Raw genomic sequence first — 25182 nt, 5'->3', positions numbered from 1 at the left:
AATGAAACAATCGAAATTAATGTGCCTATTAAATTTAGGTGGTACAACCAAAGATAGTACTACGGTCTTCATTAGCCTGCCTTTTAACTGGCAAGCATCAGAGCATGATATGTTGGGCTATATTGCTTCAGGTAATAGCCAAGGTGAGCTTGTTATATCTCCTTCGTTGAAAGAATTTGCAACTCGTATGATCGAAGTAAGAGGTAAATAAATGAACTCATCTGAAAGTATCGTGCAATTAAAAGAGCAATTGTATCAATCAGAGGTTATATATCGTTGGAGGTACACAGGCGCAGGGCAAAAGCTTTATAAGAAAGTAAGATGGTTATGCGCAATTTTAACAGGGGCATTATTTCCTTCTTTTTTGTTAATTGTAGAGGAGGATTCAATGACTGAACCCGCTTTTTGGTTATTTTCTTCTGTTAGCTTAGCTATGATTTTTGTATCGAGATATTTATTTGCACCCGATAAAGACTATTGCTACCACTTAACTCCAATGGGTATTCATTACACTGAACAAGACGTGATCCCAGAGGTGGCTTATAAAATCGCACGAGGCTTTGCTTGGGTTGGCATTGTGGTCTGTATTATCGTTGCCTTTATGTTTGGCCCATTGGCTTTTGTTGGGGCAGGGGCTTTTGCGCTCATATCATTTGGGATGACAAATTTCCAGCCAACCGTAGATAAGAGCCATATATTTATTGATGAACGCAGTGTTGTTTTTCACATAATTAATGATGGTGTGGTGTCATTAGCGATCCCTGAAAAAGGTGCGTATGGGTATATAGGCGATATATATACTCAGACCCTCGAACAAAAAGCGGAATTGTTATCCCATTTAAAATTACTTTTCCCAGAAATGGAAATAGTCAAAATAAAAAGATTAAATGACCAATATAAACATCCTGTTTATCAGCAAGATGAAATTGCAGAATGATTTATTGAACCTAGATGTCTGAACACTGAAATGTATAGCATCATAAATTAGGAGTATTTAAGGTGCAATACTTCACCTACCCCAACCAACGAAGAATTTGTGATAGCTAAACAGTCTGTTGAATTACTGTAATTTCTTCTAAAATAAAGAATATTGAAAAGCGAGCTATGATGGCTCGCTTTTTTTTGTCTTATTTATCAAATGACTTTGATAAAGAGTTTATTAGAAAAGCATTCTGATAATCTCAGATATTCCTGAAGGTAATATTAGATGCTTCATAGTTCATTTCCGCACTCATAGTTAAGTCTTTATCATTCTTTTTGTCGGAAAGAAAAGATTATAGGAACGATAATTTCTCTCTGATGTTAGAGCATTAACTACTTAAGGTAACTCAATAAATGAGAAACCATTGCAAAGGAGGGCGTGACTAATAAGAGAAATGAATTATGAAACTAATAAATGTAAACCGTTCACTGACAGCAGTAGCACTGACTTCTATTGTTTCTTTATCAATATATCCTGTGTTGGCCGATGACTTTCAAGATATGTCAGATCCTATGGCTGTTTATTCTCAAGCTGGATTTGGAGTGACGAATAAAGGTATCAATTTTAAATTGGGTCAAGCCTATGACACTAATAATGATACGACAATGGCAATGCAGGTTTTAGAGGCAAAAGGATTTGCTGCCGATAGTTTAGGGCTGAAAGGAGATGATAGTTTTAATTCTATGCGCTACCGTCACTTTAATGTTAATACGACAAATGGCTTAGGGTCGCAAATAGATCTTAACTGGAATTTTGATAATAAAATTGGCTCTGCCTCTTATTCTGTGATTCAAGCATTACCTCAGTTTGGCCCTGTAGAACTATATCCTCTTGCTGGGATGGGGATTAATGTTGCGGATGTTCATTCACAATTAATCAAACCAGATGCCGGTTATGATGGTTCTATTGGCTATACCATTCCATCAAGTTTCGCGTTGCTTGGTTTGTACTCAAAAATGGAGGTTACCGATCAAATTTGGCTGAACTACAACCCAATGTATACCACAAGATTAGGAGGGGTTGAGTTAATGGATGAACTGTATGGCTGGCAACATGAAATAGCGGCTAGTTATCAAGTAGATAATCAAAGCAATATCCGAGCATTTTGGAATTTTGGTGAAGCCTTAGATGGGACAGACTTTAGAATTGAATACAACTACCAGTTCTAACTTTAATTTAATGTAACCACTTTATCTTAATTAGGTATTATTATGAAAAAAAATGCTATCTCACTCTTAATTGCCCTTATTTCTTTTAGTTCGGTCGCTCAGGTTGAAGAAAGTATCCCTACTGATGCGGAACTGACTGGCCAACGTGTATACCATCATATGGAAAATATGGTTGGTTTTATGGAAAAGAATGGTCTTAATAAATTCGAGTTTCCCGGTCTAGCTGACCATACATGGGATGTTATTACTCCTGCACTTGATCATATTTATGCCAAAGCGATGCTTGATGTGACTAAAGGTCCTATAGAAGTCACTGTTCCTCCGCGTGATTCCGAACGATACGCATCATTTCATTTACTTGATGCAGAGCATTTTGCGGTTTATCACGAAGTAACACCTGCCGAAGGTGGAACGTATCTGCTTATTCGCTCAGGAGCTGATTACGAAATTCCTAAAGGGAAATATATTGATACCATTGAAGTGAGTGATGATCTGATTTTTGCTTTTATTCGTGTGCAAACTTTTGAGTATCGTGACAATGGGGTTGCTGATGAATGGCGCAAGCAATTAGTTGTTAATAATTACGCACCAGCATCAGATCTTCAACTTCCACAACGTGAAGATGTTAGGGCAGTGGTTCGTTTTGCTGATCAGATTACAGATGGCTGGAAAGAAACTCACGATAATATGCAAACGATTATTGCAGATGATAATTTTGATCAAGAGAAGCTCGCAGAAGTTCGTCGCTACGTACATCATTTAGCGTCATCAGGCTTGGTAGTAAATAACTTATCAGGGTTTGAACATCCAGGTCATGTCGATGATCTTAGTGATGAAAGAAGGCGCTCGGTGCTAACACATTTAGGACACCTTGGTTTTCCTGCAGAGCATGCATACTATGAATTGATTCCGATGACGCCTGAAGGAAAAAAACTGAATGGCTCAGAAGATTTTGTGTTAACTATGCCTCATCAGCAAGCGGTTGGAAAATTCTGGTCTGTAACGCGCTATTCGGATGAGACTCGTTTGCCACTTGATCCAGAAACTATCGGCGGCTCTGAGCGTCAAGTATGGGCAGGCGGAAATACCTCTCCAGATGCAGAAGGGAATATAACGATAACCTTCTCAAGTCATGATCCAGAAAATAGTACTTACTGGATGCCAGTCGTTGATGGTGAAGATTACTACTTCGTTGTTCGTTATTATTTGCCTCAAGAGGGATTAGCTGGCAATACCGCTCAGAGTTTGATTTACCGAGGTTCACCTCTAGAGAGTTTAATGGTTCCGAAAGCATCCTTTAATTATGGAAACTAAATTCTAAAAAGCACGCCAAGGATGGCGCAGTTTTAGTGTTAATTGTAACGTGAAAAAACCTGAGCTACCTCTTGATACAACCATACGACTAAAGGGGTGCGATATAGTTTTGATGGAATAAAAGTGCCAATGTCACTATTTAATGTATCTTTTGGGTTTGGAGTGATAAATGTTGTACCAATAGGTAAATCAGTATCAAAAATATCGATACAAGGCATTAATGAATCGGATTGAGAGACAACATGCAGACAAATACTTACTTGGTCAGCACGTAGAGCGACATTTGGTATCATACCCGCTTGGCGTAACTTAGTTTCAATAAGATTTTCTTTTTTATTAAAATCAGGAAGTTGTAACAATGCTAATGGGAATTTACCTATATCTTGAGCCGTTTTGTCTGTTGCAAGGATAGGGTGATTATCTCGGCCTACAAGCTTAAAAGTACATCGAGCTATTTTTTTTTGAACGATTTGTTTAGAAATATCGAGCGGTAGATAATTAATCCCTAAGTGTACCCGTGCCATTGTAAGGTTATGTTCTGTATCTTGCCCCCAATTGACGATTTTAATGTGGCATTAGGTGCTAAAGCTCTAAGATGTTGATACAACTCACGAGATACAGGTCTATACATTGAAGTATTAATAGCGATGCAAATATCTCCAGTATATAGCTCTGGATTAAAGGATTGATTTCTAGAGAAAACATCTTCTAGTAGTTCAAAAATTGCTGGTAGTTTATCTAAAAGTTCTAAGCAATATGGGGTTGGTTCTAAGCCGTATTGTCGGCGAATAAATAGTTCATCACCGATGTCATCGCGCAGTTTTTTCAATTGTTTGCTGATGGCGGGCTGTGACAAAAACATTCTATCAGCTGTACGTTTAGTATTGCGCTCTTCTCCTAGTATTCTAAGGAGTTTGATTGAGTTGAAATCGAGTTTTCTTAAAAGGGTATCATCCATAATCGTAGTCACTACTTCCATATAGTTTTATTGATATTACCTTAGTAAATAATTTACCTCCAGAAACTAAGTGAAAAACAAGAATAACAAAATATTATCAAAATAATAATAATTGATAATTTCAGGTTATTCTTAATTTTACCTATTATTACCTCATCGAAACGAACAATGAATTATAAAACTGAATTTGAGGTAAATTATGAAAATGAATCACGTAGGCATCATGGTTGGCGATATGGACAAAGCGGTTGAGTTTTACACAAAAGCGCTTGGTCTTGAAGTGGTAATGGGTAACACAAAAGTTGAAGAAGAGCGTGAAACTGCCATTGGTAGAATGTGTATCGCTGTATTTGGTGAAGGCTTTAAAGGCTTCAATATTGCACACTTATTAACAAAAGACGGCATTGGTTTTGAGTTATTTGAAATGAAAGAGCGTCAAGAACGTCACGAAGTTGATTTCTCTCGAATCGGTATCTTCCATTTCTGCCTTCAAACAGATGACTTCCACGGAGTGATTGCCCGTACAGAAGAGTTTGGCGGTAAAGTACGAATGGATATTATGCGTTACCACCCAGAAGATGATCACAACACATCACAAATGGTGTATTTAGAAGACCCATTTGGCAACTTATTTGAACTTTATTCTCATACGTATAAAGAAACGTATTCTGCTGAGTACGAGTAAAATTAAGATGATTAAGGCTTAGACTTCGGTTTAGGCCTTTTTTATGTATTTTTATTAGGAGTATTTGTTGCAATAAAAGCTCAGATAAAAGAGTAGTTGATCGCATTGCAAAGGTTTTAGTGGTTAATTTACATACAATCTAGATTGGTCATCTTATTCTATTTCCATAACCTATAATAATGACAACTGTTTTATATCTTTTATTTACTGGCTAGGGATGAGTCATGTACCAACCGAGAACAATAGAAAGTGATGTGCATTGGATAGATATTGATGGAATTAAAATTTATACAATATCAGCCATAAATAAACCAATTAGTATCTCAATGTTTAATAAACGACTTGCTACAGTTAAGTCTCAATTAGATATTAACTGGCCAGAAACAGCCGCTTTTGCAATTTATCATGATGGAGAGAACTACAAGTATTTAGTTCTAGTATGGTGGGGAAATGACAATGAGTTATTCACTTCTGTCTCAGTAAAAATTAAACATGAATGGGTGATTGACCCTAAACAATATTCATTTTGTTTATACGATATGGAAGTGATGTGGAGAGAGCGAAATATCTACATAGAAACCATGGATTGTGAAGTTCCCTCATTAATTGGTTATCGTGTGAGTCGTTAATAAGATATTAAATCTATTCACTAAATTAGATATGCTCGCTCATTTAATGTAAGAGCGAGCATGTTATTATTTTTTAAAAGCCACAAGCAGAGATGAGATAACTCCACAAATCAGTAAAACAATGCCAAGGTGTTGAATCGAACCTGCCAAGCTAAGCCCTGCACCTATCATTAAGTAATACATAAGTCCAAACAGAGCTCCAGCACTGCCTGTTTGTTGTTTATAGTCAATTAACGCCACGCTAAGAATATTTGGAATGGCGATACCAAAAGACATAACAACTAAGATCATAGGCAGTAAAAACCAGATTGAATCGATTAAATAAGTCACTAGTATTCCACCTAAAGTCAATAAAAGAGCTGATAGTTGCAATAAACGCAGTAATGAAACTTGTTTAGAAATAAGATACTTATTTAAATAACTCCCTATAAATGTACCTAGACCTAACACGATCCCGCTATAACCAAACTCTTGCGAGGACAGTCCTAACTGCTCGAATTTAAAAGCTCCCAATTGGTAATATGAAAACAAAGCAATATTAAATAAAGCGACAAGGCAACCAGAGCGCCAGATATTGATATCTCTTAGCATTTTGAGTCCGAGTTGTTTTAATTCTAGAGGTTGCTTTGTTTTCTGAGTTTCAGATAAAGCTACAAGATTATATGCAACTAGTACTAGAGCCATAATAAATAAAGCGATAAATACATAATGGTAACCACCGAATTGAGTAAGTTGACCACCGAGTAGCATCCCTAAAACGGGACTAATAGAAATCCCCATTCCCATCAAACTGAATACTTTACTGAGCTCTTTGGTATCAAATGCATCACGTAGCATGGTTTGTGTGATCACTGAGCCGACTGCTATACCAAACGCACTAACAGCACGTGCGATCATCAGATAAATGAAACTATCTGTTAGCACCGCAGATAAGGCGGCTAAGCTGTATATGACTAATCCGAGTAGCATGGTGGGTCTGCGACCTAATTTATCCGCTAATATTCCCCATACCACGACACCCAAAGCAAAAGCTGAAAAGTAAATTGAAATGGTTTGCGAAGCTTGTGAATAAGTTACAGCAAATGAATATGCTATTGAACCAAGTGCTGGGCTGTAAATGGTTTCAACGATTTGAGGAAACATCAAAAGAAGTACCATAAGCCAGAGTGAAGGTTTTGTGTTCATTGTGTATCTCGTGTGAATTAACTTGGCAAACAGTATATTTCTAATTACGATTGTTCTATTAATAACATTAAAACCAAAAACAATAAGATTCGGACATTATGGCTATTATTTCAGATGAAACTAAATTTGATGCAGATAAATTGCTCGCAGATGTGATTGGTATTGCTGCTGATGTTGGTCGTCATGATTCAGGTATGCATTATCATCAGAAAGGGCAATTACTGTATGCACCTGAAGGCTGTATGAGTTTTGCTTTATCTCATTCAATGTGTGTTTTGCCACCCACAAAAGCTGTTTGGATACCAGCGAATACACCTCACCGAGCTTTTATGACAAATGTTGTAGCGTACCGATCGTTGTATTTTGATTGTGATAAGTTCCCATGCCCTGAAGACATTGTGATGATCGAGGTGGACGAATTACTTAGAGCGTTAATTAATAAGATGGCAATGTGGCCATGGGATAAACCCAAATCAGAAACGTTATACACAACAGCACTCTTTTGGGAATCTTTTTATGAAGCACATCAACAACCGTTTAGCTTACCTTTGCCTACAGAAAAACGTTTAATCACATTTAGTGAGCAGGTACAGAAACCGGATTTTCTCGCTCCAGATCTGCAAACATTGTCTAAAAAGATAGGAGCAAGCAGTAAAACGATTACTCGATTATTTAAAAAAGAAACTGGAATGTCATATCAGGAATGGAAGCAACAATGGCGAGTGTTAAAATCAATCGAGTTATTATGTGAGAATACGCAAGTAAGTGATGTTGCATTTCAGTTGGATTTTTCATCTGACAGTGCTTTTATTTCTTTCTTTAAAAAGCAAGTAGGGCAGACTCCTTTAGCGTTTATTAAGCAGAAACAGAATAAAAAGTGATGGAAATCACAAATGCTGCTATACTCCCCCTAAATTTGAAAAGCTGGACATATGGGCCAGTTTTTTTATGTCTATTTGAATAACTAATTGGAATGTACTGTGCTATCAACTGCTAACATCACAATGCAATTTGGCGATAAGCCACTATTTGAAAATATTTCTGTTAAGTTTGGTAACGGTAACCGTTACGGTTTAATCGGTGCTAATGGCTGTGGTAAATCTACCTTTATGAAGATTTTAGGTGGGGAATTAGAGCAGTCTGCCGGTACAGTTTCAACTGATCCTAATGAGCGTATGGCTAAATTAGGTCAAGACCAGTTCGCATTTGAAGAATTCACAGTAATTGATACTGTTATCATGGGTCATAAAGAACTGTGGAAAATCAAAGAAGAGCGTGACCGTATTTATTCTTTACCAGAAATGTCTGATGAAGATGGCATGCGCGTTGGCGATTTAGAAACTGAATTCGCAGAGATGGACGGCTACTCAGCTGAAGCTCGTGCGGGTGAACTCCTATTAGGTCTAGGTCTTCCTGAATCACAACACTTTGGCCTAATGAGCGAAGTTGCTCCAGGTCTTAAAGTTCGTGTTCTTTTAGCACAAGTTCTGTTCGCAGAACCAGATATCATGCTTCTGGATGAACCAACGAACAACTTGGACATGCACACCATTGCATGGTTAGAAGACGTTCTTCTGGCTCGTAACTGCACAATGATCATCATCTCGCATGACCGTCATTTCTTAAACGCAGTATGTACACACATGGCTGATGTAGATTACGGCGATATTTGTCTGTTCCCTGGTAACTACGACGAATACATGACTGCAGCAACGCAAGCTCGTGAACAACTTCAAGCAGATAACGCTAAGAAGAAAGCGCAAATTGCTGACTTACAAACGTTCGTAAGCCGCTTCTCTGCAAACGCATCAAAAGCAAAACAAGCAACGTCTCGTCAGAAACGTTTGGATAAAATTGAACTAACAGAGATTAAAGCATCAAGCCGTCAATCTCCTTTCATTCGTTTTGACCAAGAAAAACCACTTTTCCGTAACGCATTAGAAGTTGAAGGTCTAAAACAAGGTTACGGCGAAAACATTTTAATCAATGGTGTAAACCTAATGGTTGAAGTGGGTGAGCGCATTGCAATCATCGGTGAAAATGGTATCGGTAAATCAACGTTCCTAAATACATTAGCGGGCGAGATGGAACCAATGTCAGGCATGGTTAAGTGGTCTGAAAATAACAACATTGGTTTTTACGCACAAGACCACGGCCATGATTTCGCTGAAGATCTAAATCTATTAGATTGGATGGGGCAGTGGAAACAAGAAGGCGATGACGAGCAAGTGGTTCGCGGTATTCTTGGTCGCATGCTTTTCTCTCAAAGTGATATTAAGAAATCAGTAAAAGTGATTTCTGGTGGTGAGCAAGGTCGTATGTTATTTGGCAAGCTAATTATGCAAAAGCCAAACATCCTATTAATGGATGAACCAACAAACCACATGGACATGGAATCAATCGAAGCATTGAACTTGGCGCTAGAGAACTACAAAGGTACATTAATGTTTGTATCTCATGACCGTCAGTTTGTATCTTCAATTGCAACACGCATCATCGAAATCACAAAAGATGGCGTGAACGATTTCCACGGTACTTACGAAGAGTACCTAGCAAAACAAGGTCTAAAAGGCTAATTCAGAAACCTAATATTCTGGATAACAAATTAAATGGAAGACTAGAGATAGTCTTCCATTTTTTATGTCTGTTATAAGTGAATTTTCAGCTTCAGATTACTTAGTGAATCTGTCAAACTCTGGAATAGTTGCACGTCCACGTAGTGCTAAGAACTGAAGAAACTGTTTAGGTGTATGCGTAATTATTTTCTCAACGGGAAAGTCAACAGTATCAATAAGTAATTCTACCTTTTCAAACTTACCAATATCCGCACAAAAATGCGCATCACTTCCCGTAGTGATATAAGCGCCTAGATCTTTCGCGACTTGGGCAATGTTATAACAACGATCAATACTACCGATACGACTTCCCCCTTTAAGCGAGGTATTGTTGATCTCTATAGCGACGTTGTTATCCACCGCACATTGTATGACTTCTTCAAAATTAAAATCAAAATTTGGATTACCCAAGTGGCCTAAGGCATCAATTCGACCTGATTCTATAATCTTGATTAATGTCTGAGTGTGTACTAACTTATTTATAGGAGGAAAAACAGGTTCATGAAAACTCGCAATGACCCAATCAAGGTTTTGATCTACAGAGGGTGGGATGTCTATATCACCTTCAATATTACAAATGTTAACTTCACAGCCTCTTATTATGGCAACACCATGGAGAAAACGAGGTAACACTCTCTGATTACTAAAAAACCAGTAATGAGGAGCACCTGGCATAGAAGAGGCGTGATCAGTCGTGCAAAACATTGGTAAACCAAGCTGAGAAGCTGAAAATGCATTTTCACTGATGGTGCTATAAGCATGACCACTAGCGTAGGTATGGGTATGAGTATCTACTTGAATGCGCATTAGTTTTCTCCTTTAAACTATAATGCGATCAGTATAACCGATTTTTGCAACTTTTAGCTTTGACATTTGTCTGACAAAGTGTAGGAAAAAGAGAAGTAACATTCATAGCGTTGATGAACGCGTTAAAAAGGTCGAGGTTTATAATGATAAATACAGAAACATTAAAAGTTGAGTTGAATCAGCTAACAGTCTATCAATTACGAAATCTTCAGCATGCAGTAAATAAAAAGCTGAAGGAAAAAACATCAGCGAAAATTGAGTCTAGTAGTGAACTCTTAACTGATGAAGAACTAGATATGTTAGCTGAGGTTATGAAAAACTAACCCACAAATAACCAAACAGCGACACAAATCATCAAACTACCTGAAATTCGGTTCATTATTTTCACGTTATTGGAATGACCAAGTACGCGTTTAAGACCTTTACCGCCAACGGCATAAAGTGTCATACATAAGAACTCACAGATTAAAATAATAGATACAAGTGCAATTAATTGCGGTGCAATGGCATTACTTCCGTCAATAAAGGGTGGCAGTAGAGAAACCATAAATGCCCAACCTTTCGGGTTAGCAATTGCCGTAACAAAACCTTGAACCACTAAATCCCAATCTTTTCCTTTTGGCGCTTCCGTAGCCTCTCCAGTCATAGCAAGCTTTCCTTTTGAACGCCACATTTGAACGCCGATATAAGCAAGATAACTAGCACCTACCGCTTTAAACGCAGTAAACAACCATGGATAATTAAGCATTACTGCTGCCACACCTAATACTGCTGAAACAGCAACAATAGCTACGCCAACGAGCTCTCCCATCATCATCCAAAGTGTGCGTTTATAACCGATGCTCATTCCTAGACTAAGTGCTAATGTCATGCACATGCCTGGAGTAACAGAGACGAAAAAAAAGGTAGGGACAAAAGCCCATAAAATAGTCGTATTCATTCTGATTAATAGATAAAAAAGTACAGAAAAACAGAGTACGGAAATTAAAGTGAAATGCAATGTAAATGTTTACATCATAATGTTAATTTTATTAATAGTGTTATATGAATCAACTTAGTTTATTTTTTAAATAGCGAATAAAAAGCTGTGTTCGTGTGTGCTCATAATCTAAAGTTGGGTAGTACGCATTGACCGATATGTGATCAGTTGTCATCTCAGGCAAGACCGAAACTAGATTACCCGAGTCAATGTCATCTATTAGCATTTGCTTACTGGCTAATAAGATCCCCATTCCTCGCTTTGCGGCATGAAATAAAGCTTCTGGATTTGTTGTGGCAAAATTTCCTCGTAAAGTAACCCGTTTACCATTCGCCAGTTTTATCTCTCGTACCGGTCGTTCGCCCCAAATCAACATATTATGACGTTTTAGTTCATCGATATTATTTGGTAAACCATGCTTAGCGATATATTCTTTTGAAGCAAAAAAACCAGAGTGATGTTCAAAAAGAGGCGTAGATTTATAACTAAAGGTATTGAGTTGTTCTAGCTCACGACTGATAAAAACATCGACATTATTTTCAGGCACTTGCCCTGGCAGGGTTGTGATCAACTGAACTTTAATTTTTGGGTAAGTTGTTAAAAATTCATCCAAATATTTGATGATAAATTTGGACCCGACAGCAAGCGTTGCTCCTATTTTTAATAACCCTGTTGGTGTCTGGTTGATAGCGCGAGTTTCATCAACTAAATGCTGCCATTGGTCCAATTGTAGCCGGGCACGTTGATAAAATAGAATGCCCGCTTCAGTTTGATGAACAGATCGAGTCGTTCGTGTTAATAGCTGTACGCCGACACGATCTTCAAGCCAATTGATGCGTTTACTAATAGCAGAACCTGAGGTGTTCATTTGAAAAGCGGCTGCATTAAAGCTGCCTTCCTCTACTACTTTTATGTAACTTCTAACGCACTCTATCCAATCCATGATTAATTCCTATTAGGACGCAATGTGATTCCTCTAGTTGCTATTATCAATGATATTGATTGAATGTAAACTAGCGATATGAATAAAAATAAGACACAAATGCTATCACCAGGTCGCTTAAATAAAACGCCATTACTTCTTGCTATGATGATCATTGCGACGGGGCAAGTCGGTGTGAGTATTTATTTGCCATCCCTTCCACTAATAAGCCAAGATCTTGGGGTTTCGTCTTCTGATGCTCAACTTCTCGTCACGATTTTTTTAGTTGGCTTTGGTGGTTCACAGCTGTTTTATGGCCCTTTGTCTGATGCACTTGGACGACGACCAATATTTATTTTAGGGCAGGGGATTTATTTGTTAGGGACATTTGTCTGTTTCGCTATGACAGATAATTTTACCGCGTTAGTGTTTGGTAGATTACTTCAAGGCCTTGGAGCGGGCAGTGCATCGGTACTTGGTCGAAGCGTGTTAAGGGACAGTTACAGTGGACATCACTTAACCAAGGCAATGTCTTATATTTCGATAACTGCGTCTATATTACCGATACTTGCGCCGGTAATTGGAGGCTGGATCGCTTGGCACTTTAGTTGGCAATGGGTATTTGGTTTTGTGCTTATTTATTTAATGAGCATTTTAACTATTGGTTATTTTATCTTGCCAGAAACCTTGCCGTATAAGCCCGAGAAGTTCAGTATACTTCAAACATTACGAGACTATGGTTCTTTATTTGGTAATGCTCAAGTGATCTCAAGTGCGAGTTTAAACTGGGTGAGCTATTTAAGTAGTTTGGTTTCGGTCTCTTTATTGCCCTTTTTGCTTCAAGATGGGTTAGGACTTACTGCGGCTGAATATGGAGAAGTGATGATTATCCCATCAGCAGGGCTCATGATCGGTAGCTTTATTCTCAATAGCTTAAATAAACGTTGTAGTGTTATTCAATTGATGGGAATAGCGCTCGGGATAATGACAATATCAGGCTTATCATTGGTATTTTTTGAAACCTCACTGTTTTCACTGGTTTTTGGATTCACATTACTCGCAGTAGCTCAGGGCATTTCATTCCCACTCTCTATTAATTTATTACTGGCTCCACATACTAAAAAAGTAGGGACAATCTCGGCCTTATCAGGCTCTGTTCAAATGTGCTTAGCAGGATTACTTGGTGGTTATTTGGTGAAGGACTGGGTGACTGATCAAAACAGTTTAGGTTTCTTTTATTTACTGATCACAGTGATCATGCTCGTTGTTTTATTATGGAATAAGCAAGTTCAATCTGATAATAATCAATAAAATCAATTTACTACAGGTTCTTTAGTGAAGAGTTCTGGTTTTCTTAATCTAGATAAAAGTAATCTGATGTTTAATTTTGCAAAAGTAAAAATAACCAACACTATATATTGAATTTTTAATTTAATGTGAAGTAAAGCACTGTATAGTTTGATTTATCAGCATTTCTGCATAAATAATAAAGATGTAAATCATTTGTTAACTTACTGCAGGGGGCATCATGTTACATTCACACGGTACAACATTGCAGCTGACACAATTAAGTCATGCTGCGGTTCATCAACTCGCACCTTCATTTTCTGGTTTGCCTAAAACGTTACACGCTGATGGTAACTTTCGCTTAAGACGTTATTCCGTTATTCGAATGGTAAACGAGAAAGTGGTAGAGACAAATAAACATAACTTTGTGCAAAGTGAAGAGATTAACCATTACCAAGGTGATGTCATTCGTGAGTTTGAAGGCATTGAAAGTGATATTTTGCACAGTGAAGGCATGGCTGAAATGTGTCAGGTCTTTATGGATCTTAATCATTTACCAAATGGGCAAGAGATTGAAATACATCAAATGCGCATTGCCGCGATTTATGAAGAAACCCAAATTGCTCCAGAAGGCGTTCATCAAGATGGTTTTGATCATATCGCGTTGATCGGTATTGATCGTTCAAATATTGAAGGAGGAGAATTACTTGTATACAAAGACTCAAACGAAGAACCGTTTTTTAGAAAAATCTTAGAAGATGGCGAAGTCGCGATGGTTGATGATAGAAAACTGTGGCACAACGGAAAGCCAATTCGCTTGATTAAACAAGATCATGAAGGGCATATGGATGTATTTGTATTAACCGCAAAGGATAATGTTAATGACTTTCACGCCTGAGCAAGCCCGTTCGCAATTTCCATCTTTAACACAAACAATTAATGAGCTTCCGGTTGTATTTCTAGATGGCCCGGGAGGCTCTCAAGTGCCTAATTCTGTATTAGCAGCAATGACAGAATACCTTGGTTATTCTAACTCCAATCTAGGCGGGCATTTTTTTTCAAGCCAAATAACGAATAATGTGATGGATACTGCTCGCTCTTCTTGTGCTGCGTTAGTAAATGCACCAAGCAGTAGCAATATTGTTTTTGGGGCGAATATGACTTCGTTGACGTTTCAGCTAAGTCGAGCGATAAGCCGAGAATGGAAAGCGGGAGATGAGATCATCGTTACGGCATTGGATCACTATTCGAACGTATCTAGTTGGCAGCAAGCCGCAGAAGATAAAGGGGTCATTGTTCACCAAGTTCGAGTTAATACCACTGATTGCACGTTAGATATAGATCATTTTTATTCGCTGCTGTCTGATAAAACCAAGTTGGTTGCCACGACATTCGCTTCTAATACCACAGGCTCTTTAGTTGATGTGAAGTCGATGATTAACGCTGCACATGGTGTTGATGCGATGGTGTATGTTGATGCGGTTCACTACGCCCCTCATCATTTAATTGATGTGCAAGATCTTGATTGTGATTTTTTAGCCTGCTCAGCGTATAAATTTTTTGGCCCCCATGTCGGTATTGCTTATGTGTCTACCAAATGGTTACAAACGCTTTCGCCATATAAAGTTGAACCCGCCACAAATATAGGACCAGGCCGATTTGAGACGGGCACACAAAGCTTTGAAGGGCTGGCTGGCGTTACAGCAGCTATTGAGTATTTGGCTCAATGGGGAGCAAAAGAGGCGAGTTTACGAGAAAGGCTTATCTCTAGTTTTATTCAGTACGAGCAACATGAATTAGCATTGACGCACTATTTTTTAAATAAATTAGAGAGTAGGCCTTGGATTTCATTGTTTGGTATTAGTGATCCTGAAAATTGCATTAATCGGACACCAACGTTCGCTATTCGACTTCAAGACCATACACCAGAAGCAGTAGCTAAAGAATTAGGTTTGCATAATGTGTGTGTATGGAATGGGCATTTTTATGCGCTTGGTTTAGTTAAGCAGTTAAATCTAGAAGCGTATGGGGGTGTTGTTCGGATTGGATTTATGCATTACAACACCGTCGATGAAATAGACTACTTATTTTCGTTATTAGATGCACTGGCATAAAACGCAGCAATGTCTTTTAAATCTTGATCATTGAGTCGTTGCAACTGGGCCTTCATCATTTGTGCTAGGGGGCCCTTTCTTTCGTCATTTTGATACGATTTCATTGAGCTATATAAATACATTTCATTTTGCATATCTAAATTAGGGTAGCTTGAGTTCATCGCCTTTCCTGTTTCACCATGACAAAAAATACAGCTTGGCGCTTTTAATTTACCTTTAACAGGATCACCTAATGTATTTGCGTAAGTGGTGTTTGAAGCGCAAAGCAGGGCAATCAAAATCCATTTAATCATTATCGTTAGCTTTTACTCATATTAATGTTAATTTTCATATTAAGTTATTGTTGATGCATGAACAATGAAAAGTGTCAGTTTTTTTAGCTATATTTACTACTAAATCACATAAGCTAACATCTTGTTTCTTTGATAAAAATGAATTTAATTGTCACCATTGTTTTTATTTGAGAGTGGGCTTTGAATTCTGTGTATTAATTCAAGATATAACAAATAAAAACGGTCTATAGTTTACAGAGTGATCCAAATAGTAATCTCTTCCGTAGTAGTCTTAAATTATTATGGAGGTAGATATGCAAACTCAGCACATAGAAGTGAGCAGTCGATTGAACTCTAGTTATAAGCCGATACAAAATGAAGAGGATGTCGCCAAGCTAGATTCTTGGTTAAATCTGGTGGGTGAAACTCAAGATAAAGTGGCATTTTCACAGTTATTTTCTTGGTTTGCGCCCAAGATCCGCGCCTACGGAATTAAAAAATTTAATGATCCAACCTTGGCAATGGATTTGGTTCAAGAAACCATGACGTTAGTGTGGCGAAAAGCGGCTTTGTTTAATCAGACCAAAGGAAATGCATCAGGGTGGATTTTTACCGTAATGCGAAATCACAGCTTTGATATGTTACGTAAAATGCAATCAAATAAGGAAGATACAATCAGTAGTGATTTATGGCCACTATTTGATAAGCAAGTAGAAACAAAAGAAACCGATTGGTTAGAGTCAAAACAGTTACATCGTTTAGTAGGTTTGCTACCACAGGCACAAAGAGTGGTTGTTGAAGGTCTGTATATTCAAGGGTTAACTCAACATGAACTCTCAGAGCACCTAGGTCAGCCCATAGGGACGATAAAATCCAGACTACGCCTAGCATTGAGTAAATTAAGACAGGAGTATGAGAATGACTAATATTACTTACCATCCAAGCGATGAGCTGTTGCGTTCTCATGCCAATGGCGAATTACCAGAGTCTCTTTCTGTTGCGGTGTCTCTACATTGTGAGTTGTGCTCAGAATGTAAAAACAAGGTTGAGGCTATCAGCCAAGAGTTAGCAGAAATGACATGGCAAAGTAACAGCCAGACTATGTGCACAGAAAGTAATGAACCAACGGTTGATTACACAACAATGTTGGAAAGCATTATGCAATTAGACACGGACGACTCTTATCTTATGTCTACACCGACATATCATGTCTCTATTGCTGATAAAACATTTGAAGTACCGTATTTATTGCATCGATATGATGACTTGAAATGGAATCAATTAGGTGCAGTGAGTCGTGCTCGTCTTATTGAAGAGCAAGACACACGATCAAATCTATTGCATATCGCTGCAGGAGGAGAGATCCCAAATCATACCCATAAAGGTTTTGAGTTGACCTTACTACTTGATGGCAGTTTTCAAGACGAATCTGGTCATTATCAAAAAGGTGATTTCATTTGGTTAGACGCCTCACATGAACATAGCCCCAAAACGACTGAAGGTTGCTTGTGTTATACGGTTCAAAATGCTCCGCTTCATTTTACAAAAGGATTGAGTAAATTATTTAATCCTATTGGTGGCTTATTGTATTAATGGTCACAGGAAGTGAACCATTTTATCAGTGGTTACGTATCTATAAGTAACTAATTACTGATAAAGGTATTGGCAGTGAGCGTGAATTAAATAATGGCTCACTGCACTAACACAAGGACGCACATGATGATCTATTCTCCTTTTGTTGAAAGATTCATAAAACTATATGGAGATCTAAATAAACAGACTCTTCATTATTTAGCTGAGCTTTATTCACAAGACATCCAATTTATTGATGCAGTCCATGAAATCAATGGATTAAACGATCTCGAAAGTTACTTTGAACATTTATACAGTAATTTGAAAGAGTGCCATTTCCATGTTCACCATGTTGTTGAAAAAGAAACCCCAACAGGAGGGGAAGCCTCTCTTTTTTGGACGATGCGCTATATTCATCCTAAGATAAATAAAGGAGAGCAAATCACGGTTGAGGGAACAACGCTCATAAAATTCACCGACAAGGTGCACTACCATCGTGATTATATTGATATGGGACAGATGCTTTATGAGCACCTTCCAATTATTGGCCCAATGGTGAAATTCATCAAAAAGAGGGTGCAATCATGAAAACAATTTTAATTACAGGAGCAACGTCAGGTATAGGGTTATCTCTTGTTCATGCTTATCTAAAACAAGGAGATAAAGTATATGCCTGTGGTCGAAACTTCAGTGCTTATGAAGAATCAGAAACTTTATTGGAAGCAAAGCAGACGTTGCAATTGATGGAAGTGTCTTTTGACTTAACCGATAGTCAATCAATTTTAACTTCACTTAATGATATTGAATCGCTGGATATTGCCATTTTGAATGCAGGCACCTGCGAATACATCGATAATGCAGAGCATTTTGATGGCGCTTTGTTCGAGCGAGTGATTCAAACCAATGTCATTTCAATAGGTTATTGTTTGCAGGTATTGATACCAAAGATGAAGTATGGGGCTCATCTTGCGTTAATGGGATCAAGTGCTTCTTATGTTCCATTTCAACGAGCTGAAGCTTATGGAGCCAGTAAAGCGGCGATCCATTACCTTGCAAAGTCTTTGCAATTAGACATTCCAGCAGAGCGCTTAACCATAAGTGTGATTGCTCCAGGATTTGTGAAAACCCCATTAACCAATAAAAATGATTTTCCAATGCCAATGTTGATTGAAGTAAGCCAAGCGGCATCGCACATCATTAGTGGCATCACCAAAAATAAAAAACATATTCATTTTCCATTTCCATTTACGAGTTTTCTAATTGTTATGGGCAGTTTGCCTGATCGTATTTGGCAGTGGGTCGCATTAAGGATGAAACGATAATGAAGAAAATTGCAATAGTAGGAAGTGGCATTTCAGGGCTAGTATGCGCCTACGTACTCAGTCGTAAGTATCATGTTACCTTATTTGAAGCCAATGATTATATTGGGGGTCACACCGCGACAAAGCGAGTAATTGCAGAAGGAAAAGAGTGGGACATTGATACCGGGTTTATTGTTTTTAATGACCGAACCTACCCTAATTTTATTGAATTGCTCTCACAACTTGGAATTAAAGGCCAAGAGAGTGAAATGAGTTTCAGTGTTAAAAACGTGATTTCAGGTCTTGAGTATAATGGCCATAACTTAAACACATTATTTGCACAGCGCTCTAATATTTTTAATACTAAATTTTTATCATTAATCAGTGAAATATTACGTTTTAACAAGCAGTGTAAAGAGTTGTGGGAAAGAGAGCATATTGATACTGATAGTACATTAGGCGACATGCTTTACGATGATGGTTACAGTACCTATTTTGCTGAGCATTATATTTTACCTATGGGGGCGGCAATTTGGTCATCTAGCCTGCAAGATATGAAGGCATTTCCATTGCACTTCTTTATTCGATTTTTCCATAATCATGGACTACTAGATATTGCCAATCGGCCACAATGGTACGTTATTCCTAATGGTTCATCTTCGTATATATCCCCTTTAATCGAGCGTTTTAAAGATAACATTCATCTCAATAGCCCAGTAACAGGGATTTCGCGTCATAGCGAGGGCATATCATTAACCATAAAAAATACAGAGGTCCATGAGTTTGATGAAGTAATCTTAGCTTGTCACAGCAATCAATCCTTAGCGATGTTAACGGATGTCACCAATCGAGAAAAAGAGGTGCTATCTAAGCTTACTTATCAAGAGAATGAAGTGGTGTTACATACGGATGAAACCTTGCTACCTATGCAAAAGCGAGCTTGGGCAGCGTGGAATTATCACCTTGATGTTACAGATAAAAATAGACCATCAAGCGTTACTTATAATATGAATATATTACAAGGACTTAACACCGAAGATACGACATTTTGTGTTACCTTAAATAATTCCCCGCTAATCAATGAAAGTAAGATTTTAGGATCTTATAAATACGATCACCCAGTATTTAATGCAGATACTATCTCATCACAACAGCGTCGAAATGAAATTTGTGGACATAATCATACGCACTTTGCCGGTGCCTATTGGTATAACGGATTTCATGAAGATGGAGTTAGAAGTGCATTAGATGTTTGTCAGCGATTTGGATTAAGTTTATGACGCATTCTTGTCTTTATCATGGAGAGGTGAGACATAGACGCTTTCAAACTAGATCGCATAGCTTTAGTTATGAGATGTTTTTTCTCGCCCTCGATTTGGATGAGTTAGAGGAGTTTGAATCCATTGGTTGGCTTAAAAAAAACAAGTTTTCACCTCTCTCTTTTAATCGACGCGATTACTTAGGCGAAGAAGAGGAGCCACTAAAGAATTCGGTATGGAACAAAGTCGCTGAGCTAGGTGGAGATGCATTAAATACGCGGGTACTATTTGTCGGCCAAGTACGTTGTTTTGGTGTCTATTTTAGCCCCATCAATTTGTATTATTGTTACGATAGAAATGACCAGTTAACGTATTTGTTAGCGGAGGTGAGTAATACTCCATGGAATCAAACTCACTATTATTTGATCAAGATGAAATCAGATAAAGTGATAGATAAAACGTTTCATGTTTCTCCTTTTTTGAATCTTGATATGAAATATCATTGGATGATTAAAGATCCTAATAAGCACCTTTCACTTCATTTAGAAAACAGAGGGTTAGAGCAACAAGAGAAGATCTTTGATGCAACAATAGCAATGACACGAAAATCACTTTCAGCAAAAAATATTCAACAGCAAGTGATCTCAATCCCGATGATGACCGTAAAGATAGTATATGGAATTTACTGGCAGGCACTGAAATTATTTTTAAAACGGATCCCATTCGTGCCTTATCCAAAAAATTAAGGAGAACAGCGATGTTGAATAATCAAGACGTATCAGCGATTCAAAAAAATGAAACCAAGCCAGTGAGCTGGATAGATAAAATGACGCGTAAAGTGTTACTTGACTATTTAGCCAAAATGACACAAGCATCACTAACGATTAATGATGAATTAGGACAAATTATTTTAGGCAATAAAGAAGCAAGCTTAGCTGCCGTTGTTGAAATTCATAATATGGAAGCATACAGAAAAATATTGTTTGGTGGTGGGATTGGTGCAAGTGAAGCGTATGTTTCAGGGTGGTGGACTAGCCCTAACTTAACAAAAGTAATTCAAGTATTAGGCCGTGAACAAGGTGTATTGGATAGAGTAGAGAACCGATTTAGTAAGATTATTCAGTTCTTTGATTTACTTAATCACAAGCGAAATAAAAATACTGAGCAAGGCTCAAAGAAAAATATACTTGCCCATTATGATTTGGGTAATGAAATGTACAAAACGTTTCTTGATAAAGAGATGCTCTATTCAAGCGCTATTTACCCAAATGCGAATGCTAACCTTGAAGAGGCGCAATTATTTAAACTGAAGACAATCTGTGAGCGTTTAGAGCTTAAACAAGGGGAAACATTACTTGAAATTGGTACCGGTTGGGGCGCATTAGCTATTTATGCTGCACAGCATTATGGTGTAAAAGTCACGACGACCACTATATCTGATGCCCAATACGAATACGCAGAGCAAAAAGTAAAGTCTTTAGGGTTAGAAGATTCAATTACATTACTAAAACAAGATTATCGAACCTTAGAGGGTCAATACGATAAATTAGTGTCAATTGAAATGATCGAAGCGGTTGGACATGAATATTTAAGTACCTTCTTTGATGTGTGTAGTCGTCATTTAAAACCAGAAGGTAAAATGTTGATTCAAGCGATCACTATTTCAGATCAACGTTATGATAGTTATCGTAAAAGTGTCGATTTCATTCAACGCTATATTTTCCCTGGAGGTTGCCTGCCTTCAGTTAGTGTCATGGCGAATAAAGTCGCAGAGAATACCGACATGGTGATCACCTCGTTAAATGATATCGGTCTAGATTACGCTAAAACCTTGAATCACTGGTATCAACGATTTGATAAGTCGGCAGCAGAGCTAAAACAAATGGGTTATGGCGACGACTTTATCCGATTGTGGAAATTTTATCTTTGTTACTGCGAAGGGGGATTTCTAGAACGTAAAATCAGTACGGTTCATCTTGTCGCTGCTAAACCACAACATGGAGTGTGTTAGTTAACCGCTATTTATATTATACCAATCTGGATAAACTTTGAATGATAGTGCATCTAGGTTGGTATTATAGGAGGCTTCAATGTTACGTTATTTCCCCCTCATTAATGCAGTTTGGTTTCAATTGGTTTGGTTTTCTGTGATCCTTTATCAACAGCAAGCGATCCCTTTTTTATTAGTTTCAATATTACTTCATCTTTTAGTATCACCAACACGAAAAATAGACTTTTATTTACTCATTTTAATTTCGCTGTTAGGTGTTTTTGGCGATGTATTATTGTCATTTACTGGCGTGTATCAATTTCCAAATAATGCACTTATTCCTGTTTGGCTTATTTTATTATGGTGTCATTTTGGTTTCGCTATTAATCATAGTTTAGGGTGGTTATCACGCTTTCACCTTGGTTTAATTGCCTTACTTGGGGCGATTGCTGGGCCATTAAACTATTTAGCAGGTCATCGATTAGGTGCTGTAGATTTCTCATATTCATATCAAATCACTTTATTTTCAATTGGAGTGATCTGGGCAGTCAACTTACCCGTATTTATTATTATTCAAAGACGCTTAAGAGCAAGAATAAATAATGAGGGAAAGAGTTATGAAACAATTGATAAATATACTCACAATAGTAAGCCTGTTAACAATAAATAGTGTCGTAGCCGCGCCGTTACAAGGTTTGCAAAGTAGTGGTAAATCAGAACTGTCATGGTTTTTAATCTCAGTGTATGAGGCACAACTTTTTACCAGTTCAGGAAAATTTCAGTATGGTCAATACCCACAGGCGCTCGAGATTGAATATTATCGTAACATCACTAAAGAAAACTTAATTAAAGCGACTAAAGAGCAATGGGAAGAGCAATCAATTAAACACCCTGATTTAGATTCGTGGCTGCTTGAATTAGAGCAAGTATTTCCAGATGTAAAACCTGAAGATAAATTGGTTTTTAGCATTGATGAGATAGGGAATAATCAGTTTTTTCTAAATGATAAACCGATTGGAAAAATCGCAAGTAAAGATTTTTCTCAACTGTTCCTTGATATTTGGGTGTCTGAAAAAACCACTTACCCTGAATTGCGACTTGAATTAATAGGAGAAAAATAATGAAAATAATTCTCGTATTTATCGTTAGCGTTATTTTATTAGGCTGTTCTTCGCAGGACATCAATGATTATGCGGATAATAAGCCAGTGTTTTCGATGACTTCTTTTTTTCAAGGTGATTTAAAAGCAGAGGGGATAGTAAAAGGTTTTAATGGAAGAGTAATAAGAACATTTACTGCTGATCTTCAAGCCAGTTGGAATGACAAAACCCTGACCTTAGATGAACAATTCTTATTCAGTGATGGTGAAAAGCAAAATCGAACTTGGGTTATACAAGAAATAGGAGAGAACCGCTACACAGGAACGGCTAATGATATCCCAGAAGAAGCCAGTGGTATAAGCGCAGGAAATGCACTTAATTGGCAATATGCGATGGTATTGAATGTTGACGATTCAGAATATAACGTTGAATTTGATGATTGGATTTATCAAATATCAGATAATGTGGTGATAAACCAAACTGTTATTTATAAATGGGGTGTACAAGTCGGTGAAGTCGTACTTGTTATCCGAAAATAAAAGTAATTAGTAAATACCTTGAAATCAAAAATGACACTAAGCCAAAACCACTCACTTTAATTCCCTCGTCGAAGTGAGTGGTTTTATTTCTTATTCGCTAATCATTTACAAACAAGGTCATTGTTACGATTTTTAATCGTTTTATATGCTTTCATCATATTTTCTTGTTTTACAAAACGTTTTGGTGGTGCTAATACTTTTAATTGATAGTCAGAGCCTTCCTTAGTCACTTTTTCAATTGGAGTAATAACAACAACATTAAGCTTTGGGTTTAATTTGGTGATTTGTGCTGCAGTACCTAGACCATTTTCAATATGAAATTTTCCTGCAATATGCATTACTTGCGCTTTAGGGTGTAAAGCTAAGTAATTAACGATACTTTCAGCCATGGTTGCATCCCACGTCATTTGGGCTGCAAATTGCTTCTGAGTTTGTTCTTCATTACCATGATGCATAGAAGCTAAAAATTTTGACTTATAAGGGGACTCAGTAAGGTCGATGTTTTTAGCTAACCATGGCTTTTCATCAATATCGAGTTTATCTAAATAGCGAATACCCTGTTGGCCAATGCATTTTACGATTGGTTTTGGGGCATTTGCAGCGATTACATCACGGCCTTCAGTTTTTGCAATTTCAATCAATGGACGATAATCACTTTCATAATTAGGCCATGCATTAGCATCAGAGATTAGCGTTTGTTCGCCAATTCCCCCTGTTAAGTACTCATCTACAACCGTCTGTTTATCACGACTGAACTGCTCCATAGATAGCGCTAATGTTGAGTTTGTTGTAGATAGTTCTTTGAATAAATCAGTTTGAAAGCGATGGATGCCAGCATGAGTGTGCCATTCACCAATAAGAATCACATCAGCCTCAACGATTTCTTGAGGTAAAGCGGTAAGAGATAGCGAAGAGCCTGTTGGTGATAGCAATTGATAATCATAAAAACTAGCGATCGCTTGAGAGGGTGCCGATGCTGGTTGAATTTGTTGACTGCAGCCTGACAATAAAAAAACAGCAGTAAGAGAAAATAAAATGGTGGATTTCATAATAAAAAATTCATTAACTAACAGACCTATAGATTAGGTTAAATAGTTAATATTATCAATCTAAATAATAATCATTCCCAGTTATGTGATGAGTGTGCGATTGTTAGAATAACGACATACAGTCAATACGGTTTAAGAAATTGTGCACTATTGTCATAGTATTGTAATTCGATATCTGTATAATCAAAGCCTTACATCAATGTGATTCCTGGAATTGGTTTTATTTAGATTGATGTAAGATTTATCTAACGGAGAGTTAGAAATAAACTCAAATAAGGAAATAACGATGAGTAATAACAATCTGGAAAAAACAAAATATCGTGAAGAAGTGGAATTAGAATGGCTAGATGCATTTGAAGCAGGCCTGTATTTCCATATTTCAATGGATGTTGAGAGTAACCTAGACAATACCCTCAACGATTAATCACTAACCTCCTGCGTAATCTACGTATTT

General features: G+C 37.5%; 31 protein-coding genes. 23 read left to right on the top strand and 8 right to left on the bottom strand.

Annotated elements, in window-relative coordinates; all coding sequences use genetic code 11:
* Position 1: 1 nt before the first annotated feature.
* The 4 genes from PVK63_RS04555 (at position 2) to PVK63_RS04540 (ending at position 3465) form a co-directional block, all read left to right on the top strand.
* Positions 2–211, top strand: coding sequence for a hypothetical protein (locus PVK63_RS04555; RefSeq protein ID WP_274439889.1), 210 nt, complete (start codon positions 2–4; stop codon positions 209–211).
* Positions 212–937, top strand: a complete 726-nt coding sequence (locus PVK63_RS04550; protein WP_274439888.1) for a hypothetical protein — start codon at positions 212–214, stop codon at positions 935–937. It abuts the gene before it with no gap.
* 446 nt (positions 938–1383) lie between these two features.
* Positions 1384–2151: a hypothetical protein gene (locus PVK63_RS04545; protein ID WP_130086319.1), complete on the top strand. Its 768-nt coding sequence runs from the start codon at positions 1384–1386 to the stop codon at positions 2149–2151.
* A 42-nt stretch (positions 2152–2193) separates the two neighbouring features.
* Positions 2194–3465: a DUF1254 domain-containing protein gene (locus PVK63_RS04540; RefSeq protein WP_130086320.1), complete on the top strand. Its 1272-nt coding sequence runs from the start codon at positions 2194–2196 to the stop codon at positions 3463–3465.
* Positions 3466–3503: 38 nt separating this feature from the next.
* Here PVK63_RS04540 and PVK63_RS04535 read toward each other — a convergent pair whose 3' ends face one another.
* Together PVK63_RS04535 and PVK63_RS04530 are read right to left on the bottom strand one after the other, a co-directional pair.
* Complete coding sequence (locus PVK63_RS04535; protein ID WP_274439887.1) at positions 3504–3989, bottom strand: LysR substrate-binding domain-containing protein; 486 nt, start codon at positions 3987–3989, stop codon at positions 3504–3506.
* The gene (locus PVK63_RS04530; protein ID WP_274439885.1) at positions 3971–4423 is read right to left on the bottom strand and encodes a LysR family transcriptional regulator; all 453 of its coding nucleotides are present in this window, start codon (positions 4421–4423) and stop codon (positions 3971–3973) included. Before PVK63_RS04530 ends, PVK63_RS04535 begins: the two co-directional genes overlap by 19 nt.
* A 199-nt stretch (positions 4424–4622) precedes the next feature.
* Between PVK63_RS04530 and PVK63_RS04525 the strand changes: the two genes are divergently transcribed.
* Together PVK63_RS04525 and PVK63_RS04520 are read left to right on the top strand one after the other, a co-directional pair.
* On the top strand, positions 4623–5108 hold the full coding sequence (locus tag PVK63_RS04525; RefSeq protein WP_130086322.1) for a VOC family protein: 486 nt from the start codon (positions 4623–4625) through the stop codon (positions 5106–5108).
* A 224-nt stretch (positions 5109–5332) separates the two neighbouring features.
* Entirely contained in the window at positions 5333–5737 is a 405-nt protein-coding gene (locus tag PVK63_RS04520) for a hypothetical protein (RefSeq protein WP_130086323.1), read from the top strand.
* A gap of 66 nt (positions 5738–5803) precedes the next feature.
* Here the strand turns inward: PVK63_RS04520 and PVK63_RS04515 are convergent, their stop codons facing one another.
* Entirely contained in the window at positions 5804–6922 is a 1119-nt protein-coding gene (locus PVK63_RS04515) for a multidrug effflux MFS transporter (RefSeq protein WP_165371157.1), read from the bottom strand.
* A 98-nt stretch (positions 6923–7020) separates the two neighbouring features.
* Here PVK63_RS04515 and PVK63_RS04510 point away from each other — a divergent pair, with 98 nt between their 5' ends.
* Both PVK63_RS04510 and PVK63_RS04505 read left to right on the top strand, forming a co-directional pair.
* The gene (locus PVK63_RS04510) at positions 7021–7803 is read left to right on the top strand and encodes an AraC family transcriptional regulator (RefSeq protein ID WP_130086324.1); all 783 of its coding nucleotides are present in this window, start codon (positions 7021–7023) and stop codon (positions 7801–7803) included.
* Positions 7804–7902: 99 nt separating this feature from the next.
* Positions 7903–9498: an ABC-F family ATPase gene (locus PVK63_RS04505; RefSeq protein ID WP_130048839.1), complete on the top strand. Its 1596-nt coding sequence runs from the start codon at positions 7903–7905 to the stop codon at positions 9496–9498.
* 96 nt (positions 9499–9594) lie between these two features.
* On the opposite strand, the gene PVK63_RS04500 is transcribed toward PVK63_RS04505, so the two are convergent.
* A complete protein-coding gene (locus tag PVK63_RS04500; RefSeq protein WP_130086325.1) occupies positions 9595–10344 on the bottom strand; it encodes a phosphatase in 750 nt (249 codons plus the stop codon).
* A 143-nt stretch (positions 10345–10487) separates the two neighbouring features.
* On the opposite strand from PVK63_RS04500, the gene PVK63_RS04495 reads away from it, so the two are divergent.
* The gene (locus PVK63_RS04495) at positions 10488–10667 is read left to right on the top strand and encodes a hypothetical protein (protein ID WP_130086326.1); all 180 of its coding nucleotides are present in this window, start codon (positions 10488–10490) and stop codon (positions 10665–10667) included.
* Here the strand turns inward: PVK63_RS04495 and PVK63_RS04490 are convergent.
* Together PVK63_RS04490 and PVK63_RS04485 are read right to left on the bottom strand one after the other, a co-directional pair.
* Positions 10664–11284, bottom strand: coding sequence for a LysE family translocator (locus PVK63_RS04490; RefSeq protein WP_130043671.1), 621 nt, complete (start codon positions 11282–11284; stop codon positions 10664–10666). The genes PVK63_RS04495 and PVK63_RS04490 overlap by 4 nt on opposite strands.
* A 109-nt stretch (positions 11285–11393) precedes the next feature.
* Positions 11394–12266, bottom strand: a complete 873-nt coding sequence (locus PVK63_RS04485; RefSeq protein ID WP_130086327.1) for a LysR family transcriptional regulator — start codon at positions 12264–12266, stop codon at positions 11394–11396.
* Positions 12267–12344: 78 nt separating this feature from the next.
* Between PVK63_RS04485 and PVK63_RS04480 the strand changes: the two genes are divergently transcribed.
* The 3 genes from PVK63_RS04480 (at position 12345) to PVK63_RS04470 (ending at position 15646) form a co-directional block, all read left to right on the top strand.
* Positions 12345–13556, top strand: a complete 1212-nt coding sequence (locus PVK63_RS04480; protein WP_274439883.1) for a multidrug effflux MFS transporter — start codon at positions 12345–12347, stop codon at positions 13554–13556.
* A 217-nt stretch (positions 13557–13773) separates the two neighbouring features.
* Positions 13774–14430, top strand: coding sequence for a 2OG-Fe dioxygenase family protein (locus tag PVK63_RS04475; protein ID WP_130086329.1), 657 nt, complete (start codon positions 13774–13776; stop codon positions 14428–14430).
* Complete coding sequence (locus PVK63_RS04470) at positions 14414–15646, top strand: cysteine desulfurase-like protein (RefSeq protein WP_274439882.1); 1233 nt, start codon at positions 14414–14416, stop codon at positions 15644–15646. The genes PVK63_RS04475 and PVK63_RS04470 overlap by 17 nt, the downstream gene beginning before the upstream one ends.
* Here the strand turns inward: PVK63_RS04470 and PVK63_RS04465 are convergent.
* On the bottom strand, positions 15613–15939 hold the full coding sequence (locus PVK63_RS04465; protein WP_130043676.1) for a c-type cytochrome: 327 nt from the start codon (positions 15937–15939) through the stop codon (positions 15613–15615). The genes PVK63_RS04470 and PVK63_RS04465 overlap by 34 nt on opposite strands.
* A gap of 293 nt (positions 15940–16232) precedes the next feature.
* Between PVK63_RS04465 and PVK63_RS04460 the strand changes: the two genes are divergently transcribed.
* The 10 genes from PVK63_RS04460 to PVK63_RS04415 all read left to right on the top strand — a co-directional run bounded on the left by PVK63_RS04460 (position 16233) and on the right by PVK63_RS04415 (position 23679).
* Positions 16233–16844, top strand: coding sequence for a sigma-70 family RNA polymerase sigma factor (locus tag PVK63_RS04460; RefSeq protein ID WP_130048847.1), 612 nt, complete (start codon positions 16233–16235; stop codon positions 16842–16844).
* Positions 16837–17511, top strand: a complete 675-nt coding sequence (locus tag PVK63_RS04455) for a ChrR family anti-sigma-E factor (protein ID WP_130086331.1) — start codon at positions 16837–16839, stop codon at positions 17509–17511. Before PVK63_RS04460 ends, PVK63_RS04455 begins: the two co-directional genes overlap by 8 nt.
* A gap of 123 nt (positions 17512–17634) precedes the next feature.
* Positions 17635–18078: a nuclear transport factor 2 family protein gene (locus PVK63_RS04450; RefSeq protein WP_242504808.1), complete on the top strand. Its 444-nt coding sequence runs from the start codon at positions 17635–17637 to the stop codon at positions 18076–18078.
* Positions 18075–18812, top strand: coding sequence for an SDR family NAD(P)-dependent oxidoreductase (locus PVK63_RS04445; protein WP_130086332.1), 738 nt, complete (start codon positions 18075–18077; stop codon positions 18810–18812). The genes PVK63_RS04450 and PVK63_RS04445 overlap by 4 nt, the downstream gene beginning before the upstream one ends.
* The gene (locus tag PVK63_RS04440) at positions 18812–20071 is read left to right on the top strand and encodes an NAD(P)/FAD-dependent oxidoreductase (protein ID WP_130086333.1); all 1260 of its coding nucleotides are present in this window, start codon (positions 18812–18814) and stop codon (positions 20069–20071) included. The genes PVK63_RS04445 and PVK63_RS04440 overlap by 1 nt, the downstream gene beginning before the upstream one ends.
* Positions 20068–20796 carry a DUF1365 domain-containing protein gene (locus PVK63_RS04435; RefSeq protein WP_130086334.1) on the top strand — a complete coding sequence of 243 codons (729 nt, stop codon included), beginning with the start codon at positions 20068–20070 and terminating at the stop codon, positions 20794–20796. Before PVK63_RS04440 ends, PVK63_RS04435 begins: the two co-directional genes overlap by 4 nt.
* A gap of 11 nt (positions 20797–20807) precedes the next feature.
* Entirely contained in the window at positions 20808–22061 is a 1254-nt protein-coding gene (locus PVK63_RS04430; RefSeq protein ID WP_130086335.1) for an SAM-dependent methyltransferase, read from the top strand.
* Between the two features lie 79 nt (positions 22062–22140).
* Positions 22141–22710 (top strand): DUF2878 domain-containing protein, encoded by a 570-nt coding sequence (locus PVK63_RS04425; RefSeq protein WP_130086336.1) that lies wholly within the window; start codon positions 22141–22143, stop codon positions 22708–22710.
* Positions 22658–23161 carry a chalcone isomerase family protein gene (locus PVK63_RS04420; RefSeq protein WP_130048854.1) on the top strand — a complete coding sequence of 168 codons (504 nt, stop codon included), beginning with the start codon at positions 22658–22660 and terminating at the stop codon, positions 23159–23161. The genes PVK63_RS04425 and PVK63_RS04420 overlap by 53 nt, the downstream gene beginning before the upstream one ends.
* Complete coding sequence (locus PVK63_RS04415; protein ID WP_130048855.1) at positions 23161–23679, top strand: DUF3833 domain-containing protein; 519 nt, start codon at positions 23161–23163, stop codon at positions 23677–23679. The genes PVK63_RS04420 and PVK63_RS04415 overlap by 1 nt, the downstream gene beginning before the upstream one ends.
* Before the next feature lie 101 nt (positions 23680–23780).
* On the opposite strand, the gene PVK63_RS04410 is transcribed toward PVK63_RS04415, so the two are convergent.
* A complete protein-coding gene (locus PVK63_RS04410) occupies positions 23781–24728 on the bottom strand; it encodes a ChaN family lipoprotein (protein ID WP_130086337.1) in 948 nt (315 codons plus the stop codon).
* Between the two features lie 286 nt (positions 24729–25014).
* Here PVK63_RS04410 and PVK63_RS04405 point away from each other — a divergent pair, with 286 nt between their 5' ends.
* Positions 25015–25152 (top strand): hypothetical protein, encoded by a 138-nt coding sequence (locus tag PVK63_RS04405; protein WP_130043687.1) that lies wholly within the window; start codon positions 25015–25017, stop codon positions 25150–25152.
* Positions 25153–25182: the final 30 nt, after the last annotated feature.

Source organism: Aliivibrio sp. S2TY2, from assembly GCF_028765525.1.
In the GTDB taxonomy this organism is placed as follows: Bacteria; Pseudomonadota; Gammaproteobacteria; order Enterobacterales; family Vibrionaceae; genus Aliivibrio; species Aliivibrio finisterrensis_A.
This window is presented reverse-complemented; position numbering and strand designations above follow the sequence as displayed.